18 protein-coding genes are annotated in these 18,404 nt (G+C 72.8%); 14 read left to right on the plus strand and 4 right to left on the minus strand.

Going from position 1 to position 18,404, the window contains the following annotated elements; all coding sequences use genetic code 11:
* Window position 1 precedes the first annotated feature (1 nt).
* Window positions 2-1,333: an MATE family efflux transporter gene (locus ASE87_RS09685; protein ID WP_056229467.1), complete on the minus strand. Its 1,332-nt coding sequence runs from the start codon at window positions 1,331-1,333 to the stop codon at window positions 2-4.
* Window positions 1,330-2,595, minus strand: a complete 1,266-nt coding sequence (locus tag ASE87_RS09690) for a uracil-xanthine permease family protein (protein ID WP_056228077.1) — start codon at window positions 2,593-2,595, stop codon at window positions 1,330-1,332. The genes ASE87_RS09685 and ASE87_RS09690 overlap by 4 nt, the downstream gene beginning before the upstream one ends.
* Window positions 2,596-2,713: 118 nt before the next feature.
* Between ASE87_RS09690 and ASE87_RS09695 the strand changes: the two genes are divergently transcribed.
* Together ASE87_RS09695 and ASE87_RS09700 are read left to right on the plus strand one after the other, a co-directional pair.
* Window positions 2,714-4,678 (plus strand): M13 family metallopeptidase, encoded by a 1,965-nt coding sequence (locus ASE87_RS09695; RefSeq protein ID WP_056228079.1) that lies wholly within the window; start codon window positions 2,714-2,716, stop codon window positions 4,676-4,678.
* Window positions 4,672-5,589 (plus strand): serine hydrolase, encoded by a 918-nt coding sequence (locus ASE87_RS09700; protein ID WP_082452537.1) that lies wholly within the window; start codon window positions 4,672-4,674, stop codon window positions 5,587-5,589. The genes ASE87_RS09695 and ASE87_RS09700 overlap by 7 nt, the downstream gene beginning before the upstream one ends.
* A 25-nt stretch (window positions 5,590-5,614) precedes the next feature.
* On the opposite strand, the gene ASE87_RS09705 is transcribed toward ASE87_RS09700, so the two are convergent.
* A complete protein-coding gene (locus tag ASE87_RS09705) occupies window positions 5,615-6,022 on the minus strand; it encodes an NUDIX domain-containing protein (protein WP_056228082.1) in 408 nt (135 codons plus the stop codon).
* Window positions 6,023-6,069: 47 nt separating this feature from the next.
* Window positions 6,070-7,356, minus strand: a complete 1,287-nt coding sequence (locus ASE87_RS09710; RefSeq protein WP_056228084.1) for a glutamyl-tRNA reductase — start codon at window positions 7,354-7,356, stop codon at window positions 6,070-6,072.
* A gap of 153 nt (window positions 7,357-7,509) precedes the next feature.
* Here ASE87_RS09710 and ASE87_RS09715 point away from each other — a divergent pair, with 153 nt between their 5' ends.
* From ASE87_RS09715 to hemL, 12 genes are all read left to right on the plus strand, one after another.
* Complete coding sequence (locus ASE87_RS09715) at window positions 7,510-8,523, plus strand: NADP-dependent oxidoreductase (RefSeq protein WP_043595229.1); 1,014 nt, start codon at window positions 7,510-7,512, stop codon at window positions 8,521-8,523.
* Window positions 8,524-8,644: 121 nt separating this feature from the next.
* Complete coding sequence (gene hemE / locus ASE87_RS09720; protein WP_056228088.1) at window positions 8,645-9,712, plus strand: uroporphyrinogen decarboxylase; 1,068 nt, start codon at window positions 8,645-8,647, stop codon at window positions 9,710-9,712.
* Complete coding sequence (locus tag ASE87_RS09725) at window positions 9,709-11,073, plus strand: NAD(P)/FAD-dependent oxidoreductase (RefSeq protein ID WP_235472264.1); 1,365 nt, start codon at window positions 9,709-9,711, stop codon at window positions 11,071-11,073. The genes hemE and ASE87_RS09725 overlap by 4 nt, the downstream gene beginning before the upstream one ends.
* 117 nt (window positions 11,074-11,190) lie before the next feature.
* On the plus strand, window positions 11,191-11,439 hold the full coding sequence (locus tag ASE87_RS09730) for a hypothetical protein (RefSeq protein ID WP_043595360.1): 249 nt from the start codon (window positions 11,191-11,193) through the stop codon (window positions 11,437-11,439).
* Window positions 11,436-11,885 (plus strand): phage holin family protein, encoded by a 450-nt coding sequence (locus ASE87_RS09735; RefSeq protein ID WP_056228091.1) that lies wholly within the window; start codon window positions 11,436-11,438, stop codon window positions 11,883-11,885. The genes ASE87_RS09730 and ASE87_RS09735 overlap by 4 nt, the downstream gene beginning before the upstream one ends.
* A 47-nt stretch (window positions 11,886-11,932) precedes the next feature.
* The gene (locus ASE87_RS09740) at window positions 11,933-12,160 is read left to right on the plus strand and encodes a DUF3618 domain-containing protein (protein WP_043595223.1); all 228 of its coding nucleotides are present in this window, start codon (window positions 11,933-11,935) and stop codon (window positions 12,158-12,160) included.
* Window positions 12,161-12,271: 111 nt separating this feature from the next.
* The gene (hemQ, locus tag ASE87_RS09745) at window positions 12,272-13,045 is read left to right on the plus strand and encodes a hydrogen peroxide-dependent heme synthase (protein WP_082059998.1); all 774 of its coding nucleotides are present in this window, start codon (window positions 12,272-12,274) and stop codon (window positions 13,043-13,045) included.
* Complete coding sequence (locus tag ASE87_RS09750) at window positions 13,042-14,265, plus strand: ferrochelatase (RefSeq protein ID WP_082059997.1); 1,224 nt, start codon at window positions 13,042-13,044, stop codon at window positions 14,263-14,265. Before hemQ ends, ASE87_RS09750 begins: the two co-directional genes overlap by 4 nt.
* A gap of 4 nt (window positions 14,266-14,269) precedes the next feature.
* Entirely contained in the window at window positions 14,270-15,256 is a 987-nt protein-coding gene (hemC, locus tag ASE87_RS09755) for a hydroxymethylbilane synthase (protein ID WP_056228093.1), read from the plus strand.
* Entirely contained in the window at window positions 15,253-16,044 is a 792-nt protein-coding gene (locus ASE87_RS09760) for a uroporphyrinogen-III synthase (RefSeq protein ID WP_056228095.1), read from the plus strand. The genes hemC and ASE87_RS09760 overlap by 4 nt, the downstream gene beginning before the upstream one ends.
* Window positions 16,044-17,033: a porphobilinogen synthase gene (gene hemB / locus ASE87_RS09765; RefSeq protein ID WP_056228098.1), complete on the plus strand. Its 990-nt coding sequence runs from the start codon at window positions 16,044-16,046 to the stop codon at window positions 17,031-17,033. The genes ASE87_RS09760 and hemB overlap by 1 nt, the downstream gene beginning before the upstream one ends.
* Window positions 17,033-18,376 (plus strand): glutamate-1-semialdehyde 2,1-aminomutase, encoded by a 1,344-nt coding sequence (gene hemL, locus ASE87_RS09770; RefSeq protein WP_056228101.1) that lies wholly within the window; start codon window positions 17,033-17,035, stop codon window positions 18,374-18,376. Before hemB ends, hemL begins: the two co-directional genes overlap by 1 nt.
* Window positions 18,377-18,404: the final 28 nt, after the last annotated feature.

Genomic DNA, 18,404 nt, shown 5'->3' on the forward strand with positions numbered 1-18,404 from the left:
CTCAGCGCGCGCCGACCACCATCCACCGGTCGGTGCGGGCCCGCAGCCCGAGCGTGACCGCCCGCGCCCCGATGTACCCGAGGCCGAACGCGAGCCAGAGCGCGACGGCACCCGACGTCGTGGCGCCGACCCGCGCCTCCACCGGGAACAGCACGGCGAGGTAGGCGAGCACGCTGACGACCGACGCGATCGCGAGGTAGCGGGCGTCGCCCGCGCCGAGCAGCACGCCGTCGAGCACGAACACGAAGCCGGCGAGCGGGATGCCGACCGCCATCGCGACGACCACCGACGGCAGCAGCGCCTGCACGCCCGGGTCGGGGCTGAAGACGGGCGCCAGCACCGGCGCGAGCAGGGCCAAGACGGCGCCCAGCACCACGCCGCCACCCACGCCGAGCAACATCAGCCGTCGCGTGATCGCCCGCACCCGCTCACGGTCACCCTGCCCGAGGGCGTGACCGACCATCGCCTGTCCCGCGATCGCGAGGGCGTCGAGGGCGAAGGCCAGCGTGCTGAAGAGGGTGAGCGCGATCTGGATGGTCGCGAGGCCCGTCACCCCGGCGGAGGCGGCGGCCGCGACGGTCGCGAGGAGCGCGGCCCGCAGACCCGCGTTCCGCACGAGCAGCCAGCCGCCCGCCTGTGCGGTGCGGCCGACCCCGGCGAGCCCCGGGCGGAGGTCGGCGCCGACGGCCCGGGCCGCCCGCACCGCGATCACGACGTAGACGGCGGCCATGCCCCACTGGGCGACGACCGTGCCGGCCGCGGAGCCGGCGATGCCCCAGCCGAAGCCGTAGAGGAACAGCGCGTTGAGGCCGGCGTTCGCGGCGAAGCCGACGGTGGCGACGACCAGCGGCGTCCGGGTGTCCTGCAGGCCGCGCAGTAGGCCCGTCGCGGCGATCACGAGCAGCATGCCGGGCAGGCCGAGCAGCGAGACGGAGAGGTACGTCGTGGCGGCCGCGGCGACCTCGTCGGCCACGCCGAAGAGGCCCACGAGCGGCTCGGCGACCACCGCGCCGGCCCCCGCGACGACGATGCCGACGAGCAGGGCGAACCACATGCCGTCGACCCCGGCGCGGATCGCGCCCCGCTGGTCGCCGGCCCCCAGCCGCCGAGCGACCGTCGGGGTGGTCGCGTAGGCGAGGAAGATCAGCAGCCCCAGGGCCGTCTGCAGGATGACGCTCGCCACCCCGAGCCCCGCGAGCGGCACCGAGCCGAGGTGGCCGACGAGGGCGGTGTCGGTGAGCAGGAAGAGCGGCTCGGCCACGAGCGCCCCCAGCGCCGGCACGGCCAGGCGGAGGATCTCGCGGTCGAGGGGCGAGCGGAGGCGCACGCTCAGTCGGTGCCCCGGAGCCGACCCAGCACGCTCATCACGTGGAACACCACGATGGCCGCGACCGTGCCGAGGATGATGCCGCCGAAGCTCGCGCCTCCGAGGGCCAGGGTGAAGTCGGCGATGCCCATGATGAGCGCGACGCCGGCCGTCAGCTGGTTCTTCGGGCGGCTGAAGTCGACCTTGTTCTCGACCCAGATGCGGATGCCGATCACGCCGATCAGGCCGTAGAGCGCGGTCGTCACGCCGCCGAGCACCCCCGGCGGGATGGTGAAGATGACGGCGCCGATCTTGGGCGACAGCCCGAGCAGGATCGCCACGACGCCGGCGACCCAGTACGCGGCCGTCGAGAAGATGCGGGTGGCGCTCATCACGCCGATGTTCTCGCCGTAGGTGGTCGTCGCCGAGCCGCCGCCGAGGCCGGCGAGCACCGTGCTGAGGCCGTCGGCGAAGAGGGCGCGGCCGGTCAGCGGGTCGAGGTTGCGCTTCGTGAGCTGGCCGACGCCCTTGACGTGGCCGACGTTCTCGGCGATCAGGGCGAGCACGACGGGCAGGAAGCCGAGGTAGATCGGCAGCTGCCCGAGGTCGAACGCGGGGGCCGTGAAGGTCGGGAGTCCCACCCACGGCGCGGCCGCGACGGCACTGTAGTCGACGGCGCCCGCGATCACGGCGGCCACGTAGCCGACGACGACCCCGACGAAGATCGACAGACGGCCGAGCAGGCCCTTGAACAGCACGGCGCTCAGCACGACCGCGGCGAGCGTGATGAGGGCGATGCCCGGTGAGAGCGCGAAGTTGTCGCGGGCGGCCGGGGCGAGGTTGAAGCCGATGAGGGCGACGATCGAGCCGCTGACCACCGGGGGCAGCAGGGCGTCGATCCAGCGGGTGCCCGCGAGGTTCACGACCACGCCGATCACCGCGAGCAGGGCGCCGACGACGATGATGCCGCTGAGTGCGAGGGGGATGCCGCCCACGTCGGTGGCGGCCGCGATCGGGGCGAGGAAGGCGAAGGACGAGCCCAGGTAGCTGGGCAGCCGGTTCTTCGTGATGATCAGGAAGAGCAGGGTGCCGATGCCGGAGAAGAACAGCGTCGTGCTCGGCGGGAAACCGGTGATGATCGGCACGAGGAAGGTGGCGCCGAACATGGCGACGACGTGTTGGCCGCCGAGGCCGATGGTGCGCGGCCAGCTGAGCCGTTCCTCCGGGGCCACGATCTCGGTCGGGTCGACCGTCTTGCCGTCACCGTGCAGTGCCCAGGGGAGTGCCATGCCGAGAACTGTACTGGGGGTGCCGTTTCCTCCGTGTTTCCTGAGACGGCCTCGTCAGCTTGGGCCGCAGAGGGTTCGGCCCGGCCCGCCGTCGGGGGCCTCACCTAGGCTGACGAGCATGACCAGCGACGCACTGAGCAGCGGAATCCAGACCGACGAACTCGACCCGGCGGTCCGCCCGCAGGACGACCTCTTCCGGCACGTCAACGGCGCGTGGATCGACCGCACCGAGATCCCCGACGACAAGGCGCGTTACGGCTCCTTCTACCTGCTCGCCGAAGAGGCCGAGAAGGCCGTCCGCGAGATCGTGGTCGAGTCGCAGTCCGCCGAGCCCGGCACCGAGGCCCGCAAGGTCGGTGACCTCTTCACCAGCTTCACCGACGAGGAGCGCATCGAGGCGCTCGGCGCCGCACCCCTCGAACCGCTCCTGGCCGAGGTCGAGACGGTCACCGACGTGACCTCGTTCACGCGCCTCCTGGGCTCGCTCGAGAAGCAGGGCATGCCGAGCTTCGTGCAGCTCTTCGTCGACAACGACCCGGGCGACCCCGAGCGCTACGTCGTCTTCGTCGAACAAGGCGGCCTCGGCCTGCCCGACGAGTCGTACTACCGCGACGAGAAGTTCGAGTCCGTGCGGACCGCCTACCGGGCGTTCGTCGAGCAGATGCTCGGGCTCGCCGGCCTCGACGACGCCTCGTCCCGCGCCGACCGGGTGATCGAGCTCGAGACCGCCCTCGCCTCGCACCACTGGAGCAACGTCGCCACCCGCGACAGCGACAAGACCTACAACCTGCTGCCCTGGGCCGAGTTCGACGCGCTCGCCGACGGGGTCGACCTGACGGCCTGGCGTGACGCCGTCGGCGGCCCGGCCGGCGTCTTCGACGAGCTCGTCGTGCGCGAGCCGTCGTTCGTGACCGGGCTGGCCACGTTGCTGACCGACGACCGCTTCGACGCCTGGCGCGACTGGCTGCGCTGGCAGATCGTCCGCTCGACGGCCGCCTACCTGTCGACGCCGTTCGTCGAGGCGAACTTCGGCTTCTACGGTCGCACCCTCACGGGCACCCCCGTGCAGCGCGCCCGCTGGAAGCGCGGCGTCTCGCTCGTCGAGGGCGCCCTCGGCGAGGCCGTCGGCCGCATCTACGTCGAGCGGCACTTCGCACCCGAGGCCAAGACGGCGATGGACGTCCTCGTCGCCCACCTCGTCGAGGCCTACCGTCAGAGCATCACGGGCCTCGAGTGGATGACCGACGAGACCCGTGCCCGGGCCCTCGACAAACTCGAGAAGTTCACGCCCAAGATCGGTTTCCCCTCGACATGGCGCGACTACTCGGCCCTGTCGATCGACCCCGCCGACCTGGTCGGCAACGTGCGCGCCACCGCCGCCTTCGGGTTCGACCGCGAGCTGGGCAAGATCGGCAAGCCGCTCGACCGCGACGAGTGGTTCATGACGCCGCAGACCATCAACGCGTACTACAACCCGGGCATGAACGAGATCGTCTTCCCCGCGGCGATCCTGCAGTTCCCGTTCTTCGACGAGAACCGCGACGCCGCCGCCAACTACGGGGCCATCGGCGCCGTCATCGGCCACGAGATCGGCCACGGCTTCGACGACCAGGGCTCGAAGTACGACGGCGACGGCAAGCTGACCGACTGGTGGACCCCCGCCGACCGTGAGGCCTTCGAGAAGCTCACCTCGTCGCTCATCGCGCAGTACGACGCGCTGGCCCCGAAGCAGGTGCCCGACCACCACGTCAACGGTGCCCTGACGATCGGTGAGAACATCGGCGACCTCGGCGGGCTCTCGATCGCGTGGAAGGCCTACCTCATCTCGCTCGACGGCGCTGAGCCGCCCGTGATCGACGGGCTGACCGGTGCCGAGCGGTTCTTCCTCAGCTGGGCGCAGGCCTGGCAGATCAAGCTGCGCGACGAAGAGGCGATCCGCCTCGTCTCGATCGACCCGCACTCGCCGAACGAGTTCCGTTGCAACCAGATCGTGCGCAACATCGACGAGTTCTACACGACCTTCGGCGTCACCGAGAGCGACGCCCTGTGGCTGCCGGTCGAGGAGCGCGTCACGATTTGGTAGGTCCGGGGCCCGGGCGCCGCGCCCGCCGCGAGAACGCCGACGGCGCCGACCACGAGCCGCGTCACGGCGGCGGTCGCGCGCTCGAGTCGTTCTCGTCGTCGTTCGCGGCCCTGGGCGACCTGGCGCTCGCGGGTGGTCAGGTCTCGGCCTCGGTCAGCGACCTCGACTCGGGCGTGGACCTGCTGGGCGTCGACGAGCACCTGGCGCTGCCGGTCGGGCAGCTCGGGGCCGTCCTGCTGCTGATCGAGGTGTCGGCCCGCATCGAGGACGGCACGCTGCGCCCGCTCGACGAACTCGACCGACCGGGCGATCCCGGCGACCAGGGGCCCGGCGGTCTCTGGCCCTACCTCCGCCGGACGAGCCTTCCGGTGACCGACGCGGCGACGCTCGTCGGGGCCTTCCGCGACGCGGCCGCGATCGACGCGCTCATCGGGCGGGTCGGCTTGGCCGCGGTGCGGGCACGGGGCGAGTCGCTCGGTCTCACGAAGACCGCCCTCCTCGACGTCACGCGGTCGTCGCGCGGCCCCGACGACGCGCCCGCGCTCGCCGTCGGCTCGGCCCACGAGTTGGCCGGCCTGATGGTGTCCCTGGCCCGAGGCGAGGTCGTCGACCGGGCCGTGTCGAACCGCGTGCTCGGCTGGCTGTCGCTGGGTGCCGACACGTCGCTCGTCGCCGCACCGTTCGGACTCGATCCGCTCGGGCACCGACGTCTCGACCACGACCTCCAGATCGTCCACGCGACGGGTGGCGACCCGGGGGTGCGCTCCGAGCTCGGGGTGCTGCGCGGTCCTCACCGCAGCGTCGCGTACTGCGTGATCGTCACCTTCGACGACCTGACGCTCGCCCACCGTCTCCGCGCGCTCGACGCCCTGCGGGTTGTGGGCACCGACGTGCTCGAGTACGTGCACTGAGCGACCGCGTGCGCCGTGCGTCGGTTCAGTCGACCAGGTCGAGCCGCTTCAGGCGATCGAGCGTCGCGACCCCGGCCGGCGGGCACCGGTCGGCGTCGGCCGAGGTCACCCAGTGCACCGCGCCGACCTCGGCGGCGGGAGCCGGTTCGGGGCTCGTCGCCGCGAGCTCGGCGGCGAAGACCGTCATGGCGACCTGTCGGCCCTCGGGTTCGCCGTGTGCCTGCGTCACGACCGTGAAGAGTTCGGTCACGGTCACCGGGTCGAGTTCGACGCCGACCTCCTCGCGCGATTCTCGCACCAGCGCCTCGGCCGCGGACTCGCCGGCCTCCAGCTTGCCGCCCGGCAGGTAGAGCACGTCACGACCCCGCGCCGTGACCATCAGCATCCGCCGGTCGCGGACGAGGGCGAGCGCGCTGACGACGATGGTGTCCATCAGGCCATCTTCGGGCACGACCGGGGGACGTCGTGTCGCGACGGCGGTCAGCCCGCCGAGGCCTGACGCTCGTCGTCGATCGCGCGCAGCGGCGAGGACGAGGAGGCGCGGCGCCCGTCGGTCACGCCGAACAGCGCCTCGAGACCGTCGCGGAACTCGTCGCCCCGGCCCTCGCGGGCCAGTTCGCGTGCCCGGACGGAGGGGGTGTGCAGCAGGACGCCGGCGAGGTGCCGCAGGGCCGACTCGGTGCGCTCGGACGAGTCGCCGCGCGACCGTGCCCGTTCGATCTCGGCGTCGAGCAGGTCGAAGACGTGCTTGCGCAGCGCGACGACCGACGGGGTGAGCGACTGCTCGGCGGCGACGGCCTGGAACTCGGCGGCCGCCGACGAGACGAGGGCGCGGGCGTCGTCGGCCGCGCTGAGCTGGGGCAACGGGGCGTGCAGGCTGATGGTCTCGAGGTCGAGCAGCTCGACGCCTTCGACGCCCGAGACGAGCGGGTCGACGTTGCGGGGCAGGCCGAGGTCGATCACGAGGCGGCGACCGCCGGGCTGCACGACGTCGCGGGTGACGACCGGCTCGGTGGTCGAGGTGCAGGTGATGAGCACGTCGCTCCAGGCGACGGCGGTGGCGAGGTCGTCGTAGGGCGTCGCGGCGTGCTTGAGGCCGAACCACTCGGCGCGGCCCGAACCCGAGTAGACGGCGAGCTGGTCGGCGCCGCGGTCGCGGAGGGCGGCCACGGTGGTGGCGGCGTACTGGCCGGTGCCCACGATGAGGACGCGCGCTTCGGACCAGTCGGTGACCCGTGAGGACGCCAGTTCGAGGGCGAGGCGCACGAGTGAGCGACCCGCGCCTCCGACGTTCGTCTGGTTCTTGATGCCGCGCGAGGTCTGGGACGCCTTCTGGAAGAGGCGCTCGAGGTCGCGGGAGGTGGTGCCGTCGTGGCGGGCGCGTTCGAGCGAACGCCGCACCTGGCCCGAGATCTCGTCCTCGCCGACGACGACCGACTCGAGGCCCGAGCTGACGGCGAAGAGGTGCTCGACGACCTCGTCGCCCGTGATGACCCGCACGCTGTCGCGCAGGTCGTCGGGCTCGACGCCGCTGGCGGTGCTCATGGTCTCGATCGTGGCCTCGACGGCGAGGGCGCTGCCGGCCGTGAGGGGCTCGTCGACGTCGAGATAGGCCTCGAACCTGTTGCAGGTCGCGAGCACGACCGCTCCGCTGACGAAGTCGCTGCCGTCGACCAGGGTGCCCGCCGCCGAGGGTGCGCCGATGCTCAGCCTCTCGAGGAGGTCGAAGCTGGCGTTCTGGTGGGACGCCGTGAGGCAGATGAGCACTGAGTGATCCTAACTCTGATCGGCGTTTTCGGCTGGGCGTTGACTCGACGTCGAGTGGCCGGGAATGCCACACCACGGTTGCAGCTTGCAACAACGGAGCCCGGGGCCGCATTCCGGCCACCGGCCCGCACCGCATCGAACCAAGGAGACACCATGACCTCGACCACCAGCACCCAGTGGCAGCTCGTCGCCCGCCCGCACGGCGAGCCCACCCCCGACGACGTCGCCCGCGTCGAGGTGACCCTGCCCGAGCTGGGCGACGGCGAGGTCCGCGTGCAGAACGAGTTCCTGTCGGTCGACCCCTACATGCGCGGTCGCATGAACGACGTGAAGTCGTACGTCCCGCCCTTCGCCCTCGGCGAGACCATGACCGGCGGTGCCGTCGGCCGCGTCGTCGAGTCGCGGTCGGACGACCTGCCGGTCGGCACCGTCGTGCTCCACGAGCAGGGCTGGCGGGACGTGGCCCAGGGAGGCGCGTCCACATTCCGTGCCGTGCAGCCCGTCGACGGCGTGCCCCTGTCGGCGTACCTGGGCGTGCTCGGCCTCACGGGCCTCACGGCGTACGTCGGCCTCACCGAGATCGCCGGCATCCGCGAGGGCGACGTCGTCTTCGTCTCGGGCGCCGCCGGGGCCGTCGGCACCATGGTCGGCCAGATCGCGCGCCTCAAGGGAGCCTCGCGCGTGATCGGCAGCGCCGGCTCGGCCGAGAAGGTCGAGCTGCTGACCTCGAAGTACGGCTTCGACGCCGCGTTCAACTACAAGGACGGCGACGTCTCCGAGTTGCTCGCCGAGGCCGCGCCCGACGGCATCGACCTCTACTTCGACAACGTCGGCGGCGACCACCTGTCGGCCGCCCTCGCCTCGTTCCGCACCGGCGGCCGCGCCGCGCTCTGCGGCTCGATCGCGAACTACAACTCGACCGGTGCCCCGGTCGGCATCACGGGGATGACGAACATGGTCACCCGCGGTCTGACGATGAAGGGCTTCACGCTGGGCGACTACCGCCACCTCGCACCCGCGTTCCAGGCCGAGATGGGCCCCTGGCTCTCCGCCGGCGACGTCGTGTACGACGAGACCGTCGTCGAGGGCATCGACAACGCGTTCGACGCCTTCACCGGGCTCATGCGCGGCGACAACGTCGGGAAGATGGTCGTCGCGGTCTCCTGACCCGCGCCTCCTCGTCCGCTCACGCGTTCGAGGCGACCCGGCCGAGACGGTCCCGCCGTGGCGGGGCCGGCGGTGGGTCGCCTCGACGCGACGTCCAGCGGGCGATGGGACAATCGACCACGTGACCCAGACCTCCGCCCTGCCCGAGCAGCACCCGCTGGCCGCCGGCCTCACGACGCGTTCGCCTCTGGTCCGCGCGTTGCGCGGCGACCGGCCCGAGACGCTGCCGGTGTGGTTCATGCGCCAGGCGGGGCGCTCGCTGCCCGAGTACCGCGAGCTGCGCGTCGGCACCAAGATGCTCGACGCCTGCCTCACACCCGACCTGGCGAGCGAGATCACGCTGCAGCCGGTCCGCCGTCACGGTGTCGACGCCGGCATCTTCTTCAGCGACATCGTCGTGCCGATCAAGCTGGCCGGCGTCGCGGTCGACATCGTCCCGGGTCGCGGGCCGGTGCTCGAGACGCCGATCCGCACGGCGGCCGACGTCGCGGCCCTGCGGCCCCTCGATCCGGAGGCGCTGGCCCCGATCGCCGCGGGCGTCGCCCAGACCGTCGCGCAGCTCGGCAGCACGCCGCTGATCGGGTTCGCCGGTGCACCGTTCACCCTCGCCGCCTACCTCGTCGAGGGCGGGCCGTCGAAGGACCACATCCGCGCCCGCGCCCTGATGCACAGCGACCCCGAGACCTGGGACGCCCTGCTCACCTGGGCCGCCGACGTGACCGGCGCCTTCCTGCGGGCGCAGGTCCTGGCGGGTGCGAGCGCCGCCCAGTTGTTCGACTCGTGGGTCGGGTCGCTCTCGCTGGCCGACTACACCGCGCACGTCGCCCGCCACTCGGCCCGGGCGCTGTCGCACGTCGCCGACCTCGACGTTCCGCGCATCCACTTCGGCGTGGGCAGCGGCGAGGTGCTGACCGCCATGCGCGACGTCGGCACCGACGCCGTCGGCGTCGACTGGCGCATCCCGCTCGACGAGGCCTCGCGTCGCCTCGGCGGCTCGACCCCGGTGCAGGGCAACATCGACCCGGCCATGCTGCAGGCGCCGTGGGCCGTGCTCGAGGCGCACGTCCGCGACGTGGTCGAGCGTGGTCGGGCGGCCCCGGCGCACGTCCTCAACCTCGGCCACGGCGTCAGCCCCGACACCGACCCCGACGTGCTCACCCGCATCGTCGAGCTCGCCCACACGCTGTGACCCCGCCCGTCGTCACCCCGGGCGCCGTCGTCGACGTCGCCGTGGTGGGCGGCGGCATGGGCGGCATCGTGCTCGCCCGCGACCTGGCCGCCGCCGGGCTGAGCGTCGTCCTGTTCGAGGCGTCCGACCGTCTCGGCGGCGAGGTCTCGCGACACGTCGTCGCCGGCATCGCGCTCGACGCCGGCGCCGAGAGCTTCGCGACCCGTGGCGGCACGGTCGCCGGCTTCGCCACCGAACTCGGTCTCGGCGACGACATCGTCCTGCCGGACCCCCGCGGCGCCTGGTTGCACGAAGCCGACGGTGAGTCGTTCCCGATCCCGCGCACGGGGTTGCTCGGCATCCCCGGCGATCCGTCCGCCGCCGACGTCCGGGCCGTCGTCGGCGAGGACGGGGTGAGGCGCGCACTCGCCGACGCCGACCTGCCGGCCGAGGTCGGGACCGAAGAAACCACCCTGGGGGGTCTCGTCCGCGCCCGCATGGGTGAGGCGGTCGTCGACCGGCTCGTCAGCCCCATCGTCTCGGGCGTCCACTCGCTCCACCCCGACCTCCTCGCCGTCGACCGCGTCGCCCCCGGGCTGCGCTCGGCCCTGCAGCGCGAGGGCAGCCTCGCCGCCGCCGTGCTCGGGCTGCGGGCCCTGGCCCCGGCCGGTTCGGCGGTGGCGGGCATCCGCGGCGGCCTCGCGCGTCTGGTCGACCCGATCGTCGCCGACCTCGAGCGGCACGGCGTCGACGTCCGTCTCGGCACCCGCGTCCGCTCGATCGACGAGACGAGCGTCGAGACCGCCGGCGGTGAGCACGTCCGGGCGAGACGGGTCGTGCTGGCCGTGGGAGACCACGACGCGGTGGCCCTGACGACCCGCGCCTCCTCGGTGCCGCCCGGAGCGATCACCCTCGCGACCCTCGTCGTCGACCGGCCCGAGCTCGACGCGGCGCCCCGGGGCACGGGCGTGCTCGTCGCCCCCGGCTCGACCGGACTGCGCGCCAAGGCCCTCACCCACGCGACCGTCAAGTGGAGCTGGCTGGCCGAGCTCGCCGGGGGACGCCACGTCCTGCGGCTCAGCTTCGACTCACCCGTCGTCGACCGCGGCACGCCCGACGTCGAGGTGCGCGACGCGGCGCTCGCCGACGCGTCGACCCTGCTCGGCGTCGACCTCGCCGAGCGTCACCTGGTCGGCTTCGGCCGGGCCACCTGGGACGCCCCGCGCCGGGCCGAGGCGGCGGCCGTCACCGAGCCCGTGGTCGAGGTCGTCCAGGCCGGAGGCGCGGTGGCGGGCCGCGGGCTCGCCGCGATCGTCGCCCACTCGCGTCGTCAGGCCGCCACCCTGGGGGCGGCGCTCTCGTCGCGCCCGTCCCGCGACTGAGGCCTCGGGGTCGGACCGCTTCGGTCCGGCGCGGGCGTCGGCCGCCCGCCTCGGGCTACATTGGAGGGACGTGTGCGGCACATGCCGTCGCGCGTACGACCACGAATGGAGTCCCCCGTGCGAGGCAAACTGATCTTCGTCGCCGGAGCCGCTGTCGGATTCGTGCTGGGCGCCCGCGCCGGCCACGACCGGTACGAGCAGATCACCGAGAGGGCGTCCAAGGTCTGGAACAGCCGGGCCGTGCAGCGCCAGGTCGCCAAGGGCCAGGACTTCGCCGGTGCCAAGACGGCCGACGGCGTCGACGCCGTCGTCACGGGCATCACCCGCGGCATCTCCAAGGCCTTCGGCGGCGGCCGCAAGAAATGACCGACTCGACGCGCAGCGACAAGGTGCGGCACAAGACCAGGCCGCGATCGCTCTTCGCCCTGGTGCAGGACGTCCCCACGCTGGTCACCGACCTGGTCAAGGGCGAGCTGGCCCTGCTCAAGTACGAGGTCATCGGCACGCTCAAGGCCTTCGGCATCGGTGCCGGCTTCCTGGTCGGGGCCCTGGTCTTCGTCTTCGCGATGCTCGGCGTCCTGCTGACCGGCATCGTCCTCTTGCTCGCCATCTGGCTTCCCGGCTGGGCCTCGGCCCTCATCGTCGCCGGCGTGCTGTTGCTCGTCGCGGCCCTGCTCGCGTTCCTCGGGTACAAGGCCATCAAGAAGGGGCTCCCCGCGGTTCCCGAGAAGACCATCGCGAGCCTCAAGGTCGACCTCAAGGCCGTCAAGGGCGTGGGGTCGATCCCCGGCGCCCGCCTCGACGAGCGCTGACGCGCCTCCTCGACACCCCCACCCTTCCCGTTCCCGACAGGAGCACCGTGAGCGACAGCAGCGACATCCAGGCCCACATCGACCGCACGCGCGCCGAGCTCGCCGCGACCCTAAACGAGCTCGAGGACAAACTGAACGTGCCCAAGCAGTTGGGCATCGCCGGGCACCGCGCCAAGGCGTCGTTCGACCGCGACAAGACCCCGTGGCTCGCCGCCGCCGGGGCGGGCGCCCTGGCCGTCGCGGGCGTCGTCGTCGCGGTCGTCAAGCGCCGCTGACCGGTCGCCGGGCTCGCCCGACGGCTCGTCCCCGACGAGCACCCGGACCCGTTCGCTCGACCGGGAGCAACCTGGTTGGGCTCCCAGCGTGCCGAGAGGGAGAATGACTGCATGAGTTCCAGCGCCGATGCGGCAGCGCCCGATCTGCCGACGTCCGATTCACCCGCAGCACCCGTCCAGACCGAGTCCGGTGACGAGGCGGCGAGCACCCCGCCGCCCGTCGAACGCCTCGGCTACACGCTCTGGGCGGTCCTGCGTCGCGACCCGCAGAACCCCTACGCCCCCGAGCTCGACGACGTCCCGCAGCTCGACGCCGTCGTCGACGCCCTCGCCGGGCTCGGCGTCACCGTGCGCGGCTTCTACGACGTCAGCGCCCTGCGGGCCGACGCCGACATCATGATCTGGCTGCACGGCGAGGTGCCCGAGGCCGTCCAGTCGGCCTACCGGCAACTGCTGCGCACCGACGTGCTGGGCGGCCTGCTGCCCACCTGGAACGCCATGGGCATGCACCGCGAGGCCGAGTTCTCGCGCAACCACAGCCCGGCCTTCATGCGGGGCAAGGCGCCCGAGACCTGGCTGACCGTGTACCCGTTCGTCCGCAGCTACGAGTGGTACCTGCTGCCCGAGGCCGAGCGCCGCCAGATGCTCGCCGAGCACGGCAAGCAGGGCTCCGAGCACCGCGCGGTCCTGACGAACACGGTCGCCAGCTTCTCGCTCGGCGACTACGAGTGGATCCTCGCCCTCGAGGCTCCCGAGCTCGTCCAACTGGTCGACCTCATGCGCGACCTGCGCTACACCGAGGCCCGCCGCCACGTCCGCGAAGAGATCCCGTTCTTCACGGGCCGACGCATCCCCACCACCGACATCATCGAGGTCTTGTCGTGACCGACACCAGCAACATCACCAACGGGCAGCTCGTCCGCAACGCCACCCCCGCCGCGGCCTCCGGCCCGGAGCACGTCTCCGAGCCGACCGACTACGACGCCATCCTGCTGGCCGGCTTCGGCGGGCCCGAGGGGCAGGACGACGTCATCCCGTTCCTGCGCAACGTCACGCGCGGTCGGGGCATCCCCGAAGAACGGCTCGAAGAGGTCGCGACCCACTACCGCCACTTCGGCGGCGTCAGCCCGATCAACGAGCACAACCGCGAGCTCAAGGCGGCCCTCGAGGCCGAACTCGAGCGACGCGGCATCGATCTGCCCGTCATCTGGGGCAACCGCAACTGGCAGCCCTACATGGCCGACGCCGTGCGTGAGGCCGACGAGCGCGGGTTCCGCAAGCTCATCGCGGTCGCGACCAGCGCCTACTCGTCCTACAGCTCGTGCCGCCAGTACCGCGAGGACTTCGCCATGGCGCTCGACGCCACCGGGCTCGAGGGCACCATGCAGATCGACAAGGTGCGCCAGTTCTTCGACCACCCCGGGTTCGTGCAGCCGTTCATCGACGGCGTGCGCGACGCGCTGGTCGAGGCTCGCGCCGAGAACGAGGGCCTCGACCTGTCGACCGAGGTCCAGGTGCTGTTCGCGACGCACTCGATCCCGTCGACCGACGCGGCCAAGAGCGGCCCCGAGGCGCGCGGCTTCGACGCCGACGGCGCCTACGCCGCCCAGCACAAGGCCGTCGCCGAGGTCGTCATGGCCGCGGCCGAGGCCGCACTCGACCTCGACCTGCCCGAGGGTGGCGGCACGACCGTCCCCTGGCAGCTCGTCTACCAGTCGCGCAGCGGCCCGCCCTCGATGCCGTGGCTCGAGCCCGACATCAACGACGCCATCGACGACCTGGCCGGCGGCCCGACCCGTGCCGTGGTCATCGTGCCTCTCGGGTTCGTCAGCGACCACATGGAGGTCATGTGGGACCTCGACAACGAGGCGATGGAGACCAGCGAGAAGAACGGTTTCTGGGCGACGCGCACCCCGACGCCGGGCATCGACCCGAACTACGTCACCGGGCTGGTCGACCTCGTGCTCGAGCGTCGTGACGGCGTGCCGGCCGAAGACCGCCCCCACGTGACCGATCTCGGGCCGTGGTACGACGTGTGTCGTCCCGGCTGCTGCGAGAACGTGCGACTCGGCTTCAAGCCCGCCCTGTCCGGGCTGGTGCCCTGACCCCGTGGCGACCATCCGCATCGGAACCCGGGGCAGCGCCCTGGCCGTCGCCCAGTCGACCACCGTCGCCGACCGCATCGCCGCCGCGACCGGCCACGACGTCGAGCTCGTCCGCATCAAGACCGAGGGGGACAGGTCGCAGGGCACCGGCGAGTCGCTCGCGTCGCTCGGGGGCACCGGCGTGTTCGCCAGCGCCCTGCGTGAGGCGCTCCTGGCGGACGAGTGCGACGCGCTCGTGCACTCGCTCAAAGACCTGCCCACCGCCACGCACCCCGGTCTCGTCATCGGCGCGACGCCCGGACGCGCGGACGCCCGCGACGCCCTCTGCGCCCGTGACGGACTGACCCTCGAGGGACTGCCCCAGGGGGCTCGCGTCGGCACGGGGTCACCGCGTCGTGCCGCCCAGCTGCTCTCGCGACGCCCCGACCTCGAGGTCGTCGACATCCGCGGCAACGTCGACACGCGGCTCGGTCGCGTCGGCGTCGACCTCGACGCCGTGCTGCTCAGCGCGGCAGGTCTCGGCCGACTGGGCCGCCTCGACGCCGCGACCGAACTGCTGGGGCTCGGCTTCTGGCCCAGCGCGCCCGGCCAGGGGTCGTTGGCCGTCGAGGTCCGCGAAGGCGACGCCGACGAGGCACTCGCCCGCGGTCTGGCCGCCATCGAGGACGAAGAGACCCGTCTCGTGGTGACGGCCGAGCGGGCCGTGTTGGCCGGCCTCGAGGCCGGTTGCGCGGCACCCGTCGGTGCCAGTGCGGTCGTCGACGCCGGGTTGCTGCTGCTCAGCGCGACCGTCTACAGCCCCGACGGCAGCCGACGCCTCAGCTCGTCGCATGCCGTCTCCCTCGACGACGGCCCGCTCGTCGCACGTCTCGCCGACGTCCACGAGGTCGCCGGCCGTGTCGTCGACGAGTTGCTCGACTCCGGTGCGGCCGAGTTCGCCCCGCTGGGTGGCGGACCGGCCGGCGGTGACCCCCTGGGCAGCGCCTCGTGACCGCCGACAAGCCGCTCAAGGGCGTGCGCGTCCTGGTGCCGCGCGGTGGCAAGTGGGGCGACGGGGTCGCGGCCTCGCTCCGGTCGCGCGGTGCCGCGCCGGTGATCGCCCCCCTCATCAACTTCGCCCCGGCCGAGACGCCCGAGCTGCTCGCCGCCGCCCTGGCCCGCCTCGAGTCCGGCGTCTACGAGTGGCTCGTCGTCACGAGCGCCACGACGGTCGACGTCCTGGTCGGCAACGGCATCCGGCCCCCGGCGTCGACCCGCGTCGCCGCGGTCGGCGAGACCACCGCGGCCGCTCTGAGCCTGGCGGGCATCCGCGTCGACTTCGTCCCCGAGGGCGACAACTCGGCCCGCGGACTCGTGAAGGAGTGGCCGGCCGAGGAGGTCACCGGTCGCGTGCTCGTGCCGCAGTCCGACCTGGCCGAGCCGACCCTCGTCGCCGGGCTGTCGGCCCGCGGGTTCGACGCCGAGTTCGTCTCGGCGTACCGCACGGTGGGGGTGCCCGTCTCGGCCGAGGTGCGCGACGGCGTCGCCGACGGCTCGATCGGCGTCCTCCTCGTGACCTCGGGCAGCGTGGCCCGTCAGATCGCCGCCCAGCTGGCGCCCCTGCCCCCGCAGACCCTCGTCGCGTGCATCGGCCCGCGCACCGCCTTCGACGCCCGTGCCGCGGGGCTGCCCGTGCACCTGATCGCCGAGACCCGATCGGCGGCCGCCCTCGTCGAGGCCGTGGTGGACCACGCCCTCGACGGCCCGTCCGCCGGAACGCCCCCCACCGAGAAGGACTGATGTCCGATTTCCCCCGAGTGCGGCCCCGCCGCCTCCGCGCCACCCCCGCCCTGCGCCGCCTGACGGCCGAGACGCGCCTGCACCCCGCCGATCTCGTCCTGCCGATGTTCGTCCGCGAAGGCATCGACGAACCCACCCCGATCTCGTCCATGCCGGGCGTCGTCCACCACAGCCTGTCGAGCCTGCCCCGGGCCGTCGAGCAGGCCGCCGAGGCCGGTGTCGGCGGGGTCATGCTCTTCGGCGTACCCCTCGAGAAGGACGCCGTCGGATCGGGCGCGACCGACCCCGAGGGCATCCTCAACGTGGCCACCCGCGTGGCCGTCGACGCCGCACAGGGCGCGCTGGTCGTGCAGACCGACCTCTGCCTCGACGAGTTCACCGACCACGGCCACTGCGGCGTCCTCGCCGACGACGGCTCGGTCGACAACGATGCCACCCTGGTCCGCTACGACGAGATGGCGGTCGTCCAGGCCGAGGCCGGCTCGCAGCTGATCGGCATGAGCGGCATGATGGACGGCCAGATCGGCTCGGCCCGCGACGCGCTCGACGAGGCCGGCTTCGGCGGCACGGCACTTCTCGCCTACGCGGCCAAGTACGCCTCCGCCTTCTACGGCCCCTTCCGCGAGGCCGTCCAGTCGACCCTGGTCGGTGACCGCCGCACCTACCAGATGGACGCCGCCAACGGGCGCGAGGGCCTCCGCGAGGTCGACCTCGACATCGCCGAGGGTGCCGACGTCGTCATGGTCAAGCCGGCCATGAGCTACCTCGACGTCCTCGCCGAGACCGCCGCGACCAGCACCGTGCCCGTCTGGGCGTACCAGATCAGCGGTGAGTACGCGATGATCCACGCGGCCGCCGCGAACGGCTGGATCGACCTCGACGCCGCGTCGTACGAGAGCGTCCTGTCGATCAAACGGGCGGGGGCGGACGCGATCCTGACGTACTGGGCCACCGAACTGGCCACGCGCCTCCAGAAAGAGCGGTTCTGATGACCGAGCAGAGAAACGACACCTACTTCACCCGGGCCAAGCGGTCCATCCCGGGCGGCGTGAACTCGCCCGTCCGCGCCTACGGCTCCGTCGGCGGGACGCCCCGGTTCCTCGTGGGCGCCCAGGGTGCGTACGTCACCGACGCCGAGGGGCGCGACTACGTCGACCTCGTCGCCTCGTGGGGCCCCGCGATCCTCGGGCACACCCACCCCGAGGTGCTCGAGGCCGTGCAGCAGGCGGCCGCGCGCGGCCTGTCGTTCGGGGCGTCGACCCCGGCCGAGACCGAACTCGCCGAACTGGTCCGCGAACGCGTCGCCGTCGGCGACCAGCGTCCGATCGGCAAGCTGCGCATGGTGTCCACCGGCACCGAGGCGACCATGACGGCCATCCGTCTCGCCCGCGGCTACACCGGTCGCGACCTGCTCGTGAAGTTCGCCGGGCACTACCACGGGCACTCCGACTCGCTGCTGGCCGAGGCCGGCTCGGGCGTCGCCACCCTGTCGATGCCCGGCTCGGCCGGCATCACGGCCGAGACCGCGGCCCAGACGCTCGTCCTGCCCTACAACGACCTCGACGCCGTGCGCGCGGCCTTCGACGAGCACGGCCCGCGCATCGCGGCCGTCATCGTCGAGGCGGCTGCCGCGAACATGGGCGTCCTCGCGCCGCAGCGTGGCTTCAACCGCAGCCTGTCCGAGATCACGAGACGACACGGCTCGCTGCTGATCGTCGACGAGGTGCTCACCGGCTTCCGTGTGGGCCGCGCGGGTTGGTGGGGTCTCGAGGCCGCCCAGGTCGTCCCGGACGGCGCCGGGTGGGAGCCCGACCTCGTCACGTTCGGCAAGGTCATCGGCGGGGGCATGCCCCTGGCGGCCCTGGGTGGACGTGCCGAGGTGATGGACTTCCTCGCCCCGCTCGGGCCGGTGTACCAGGCGGGCACGCTCAGCGGCAACCCGGTGGCCGTCGCCGCGGGCATCGCCACGCTCAGGCTCGCGACGCCCGAGGTCTACGCCCGGCTCGACACCGTTGCCGACCAGCTGTCGGCCGGTGTCTCGGCCGCCCTGTCGGCCGAGGGTGTCGAGCACAGCGTCCAGCGCGCCGGGTCCCTCTTCTCGTTCGCCTTCACGCCGACGGCACCGAACGACTACGACGACGTCCGCGCCCAGCAGACCTGGCGCTACCCGCCGTTCTTCCACGCCATGCTCGACGCCGGGGTCAACCTGCCGCCGTCGGTGTTCGAGGCGTGGTTCGTCACGGCGGCCCACGACGACGACGTGCTGTCGCGCATCCTCGACGCCGTGCCCGCCGCGGCCAAGGCCGCCGCGGCCGCGCAGGCGCCGCACTAGCCCGCCCGAGCGCGCGCCGCGCCTCCGT

The sequence above is a fragment of the Frigoribacterium sp. Leaf44 genome (assembly GCF_001421865.1).
Lineage (GTDB): Bacteria > Actinomycetota > Actinomycetes > Actinomycetales > Microbacteriaceae > Frigoribacterium.

Coding starts and splice junctions, on each gene's coding strand:
- ASE87_RS09690 (WP_056228077.1), bottom strand. CDS start 2,595: ATGGCACTCCCCTGGGCACTGCACGGTGACGGCAAGACGGTCGACCCG.
- ASE87_RS09695 (WP_056228079.1), top strand. CDS start 2,714: ATGACCAGCGACGCACTGAGCAGCGGAATCCAGACCGACGAACTCGAC.
- ASE87_RS09705 (WP_056228082.1), bottom strand. CDS start 6,022: ATGGACACCATCGTCGTCAGCGCGCTCGCCCTCGTCCGCGACCGGCGG.
- ASE87_RS09715 (WP_043595229.1), top strand. CDS start 7,510: ATGACCTCGACCACCAGCACCCAGTGGCAGCTCGTCGCCCGCCCGCAC.
- ASE87_RS09735 (WP_056228091.1), top strand. CDS start 11,436: ATGACCGACTCGACGCGCAGCGACAAGGTGCGGCACAAGACCAGGCCG.
- hemQ (WP_082059998.1), top strand. CDS start 12,272: ATGAGTTCCAGCGCCGATGCGGCAGCGCCCGATCTGCCGACGTCCGAT.
- hemB (WP_056228098.1), top strand. CDS start 16,044: ATGTCCGATTTCCCCCGAGTGCGGCCCCGCCGCCTCCGCGCCACCCCC.
- hemL (WP_056228101.1), top strand. CDS start 17,033: ATGACCGAGCAGAGAAACGACACCTACTTCACCCGGGCCAAGCGGTCC.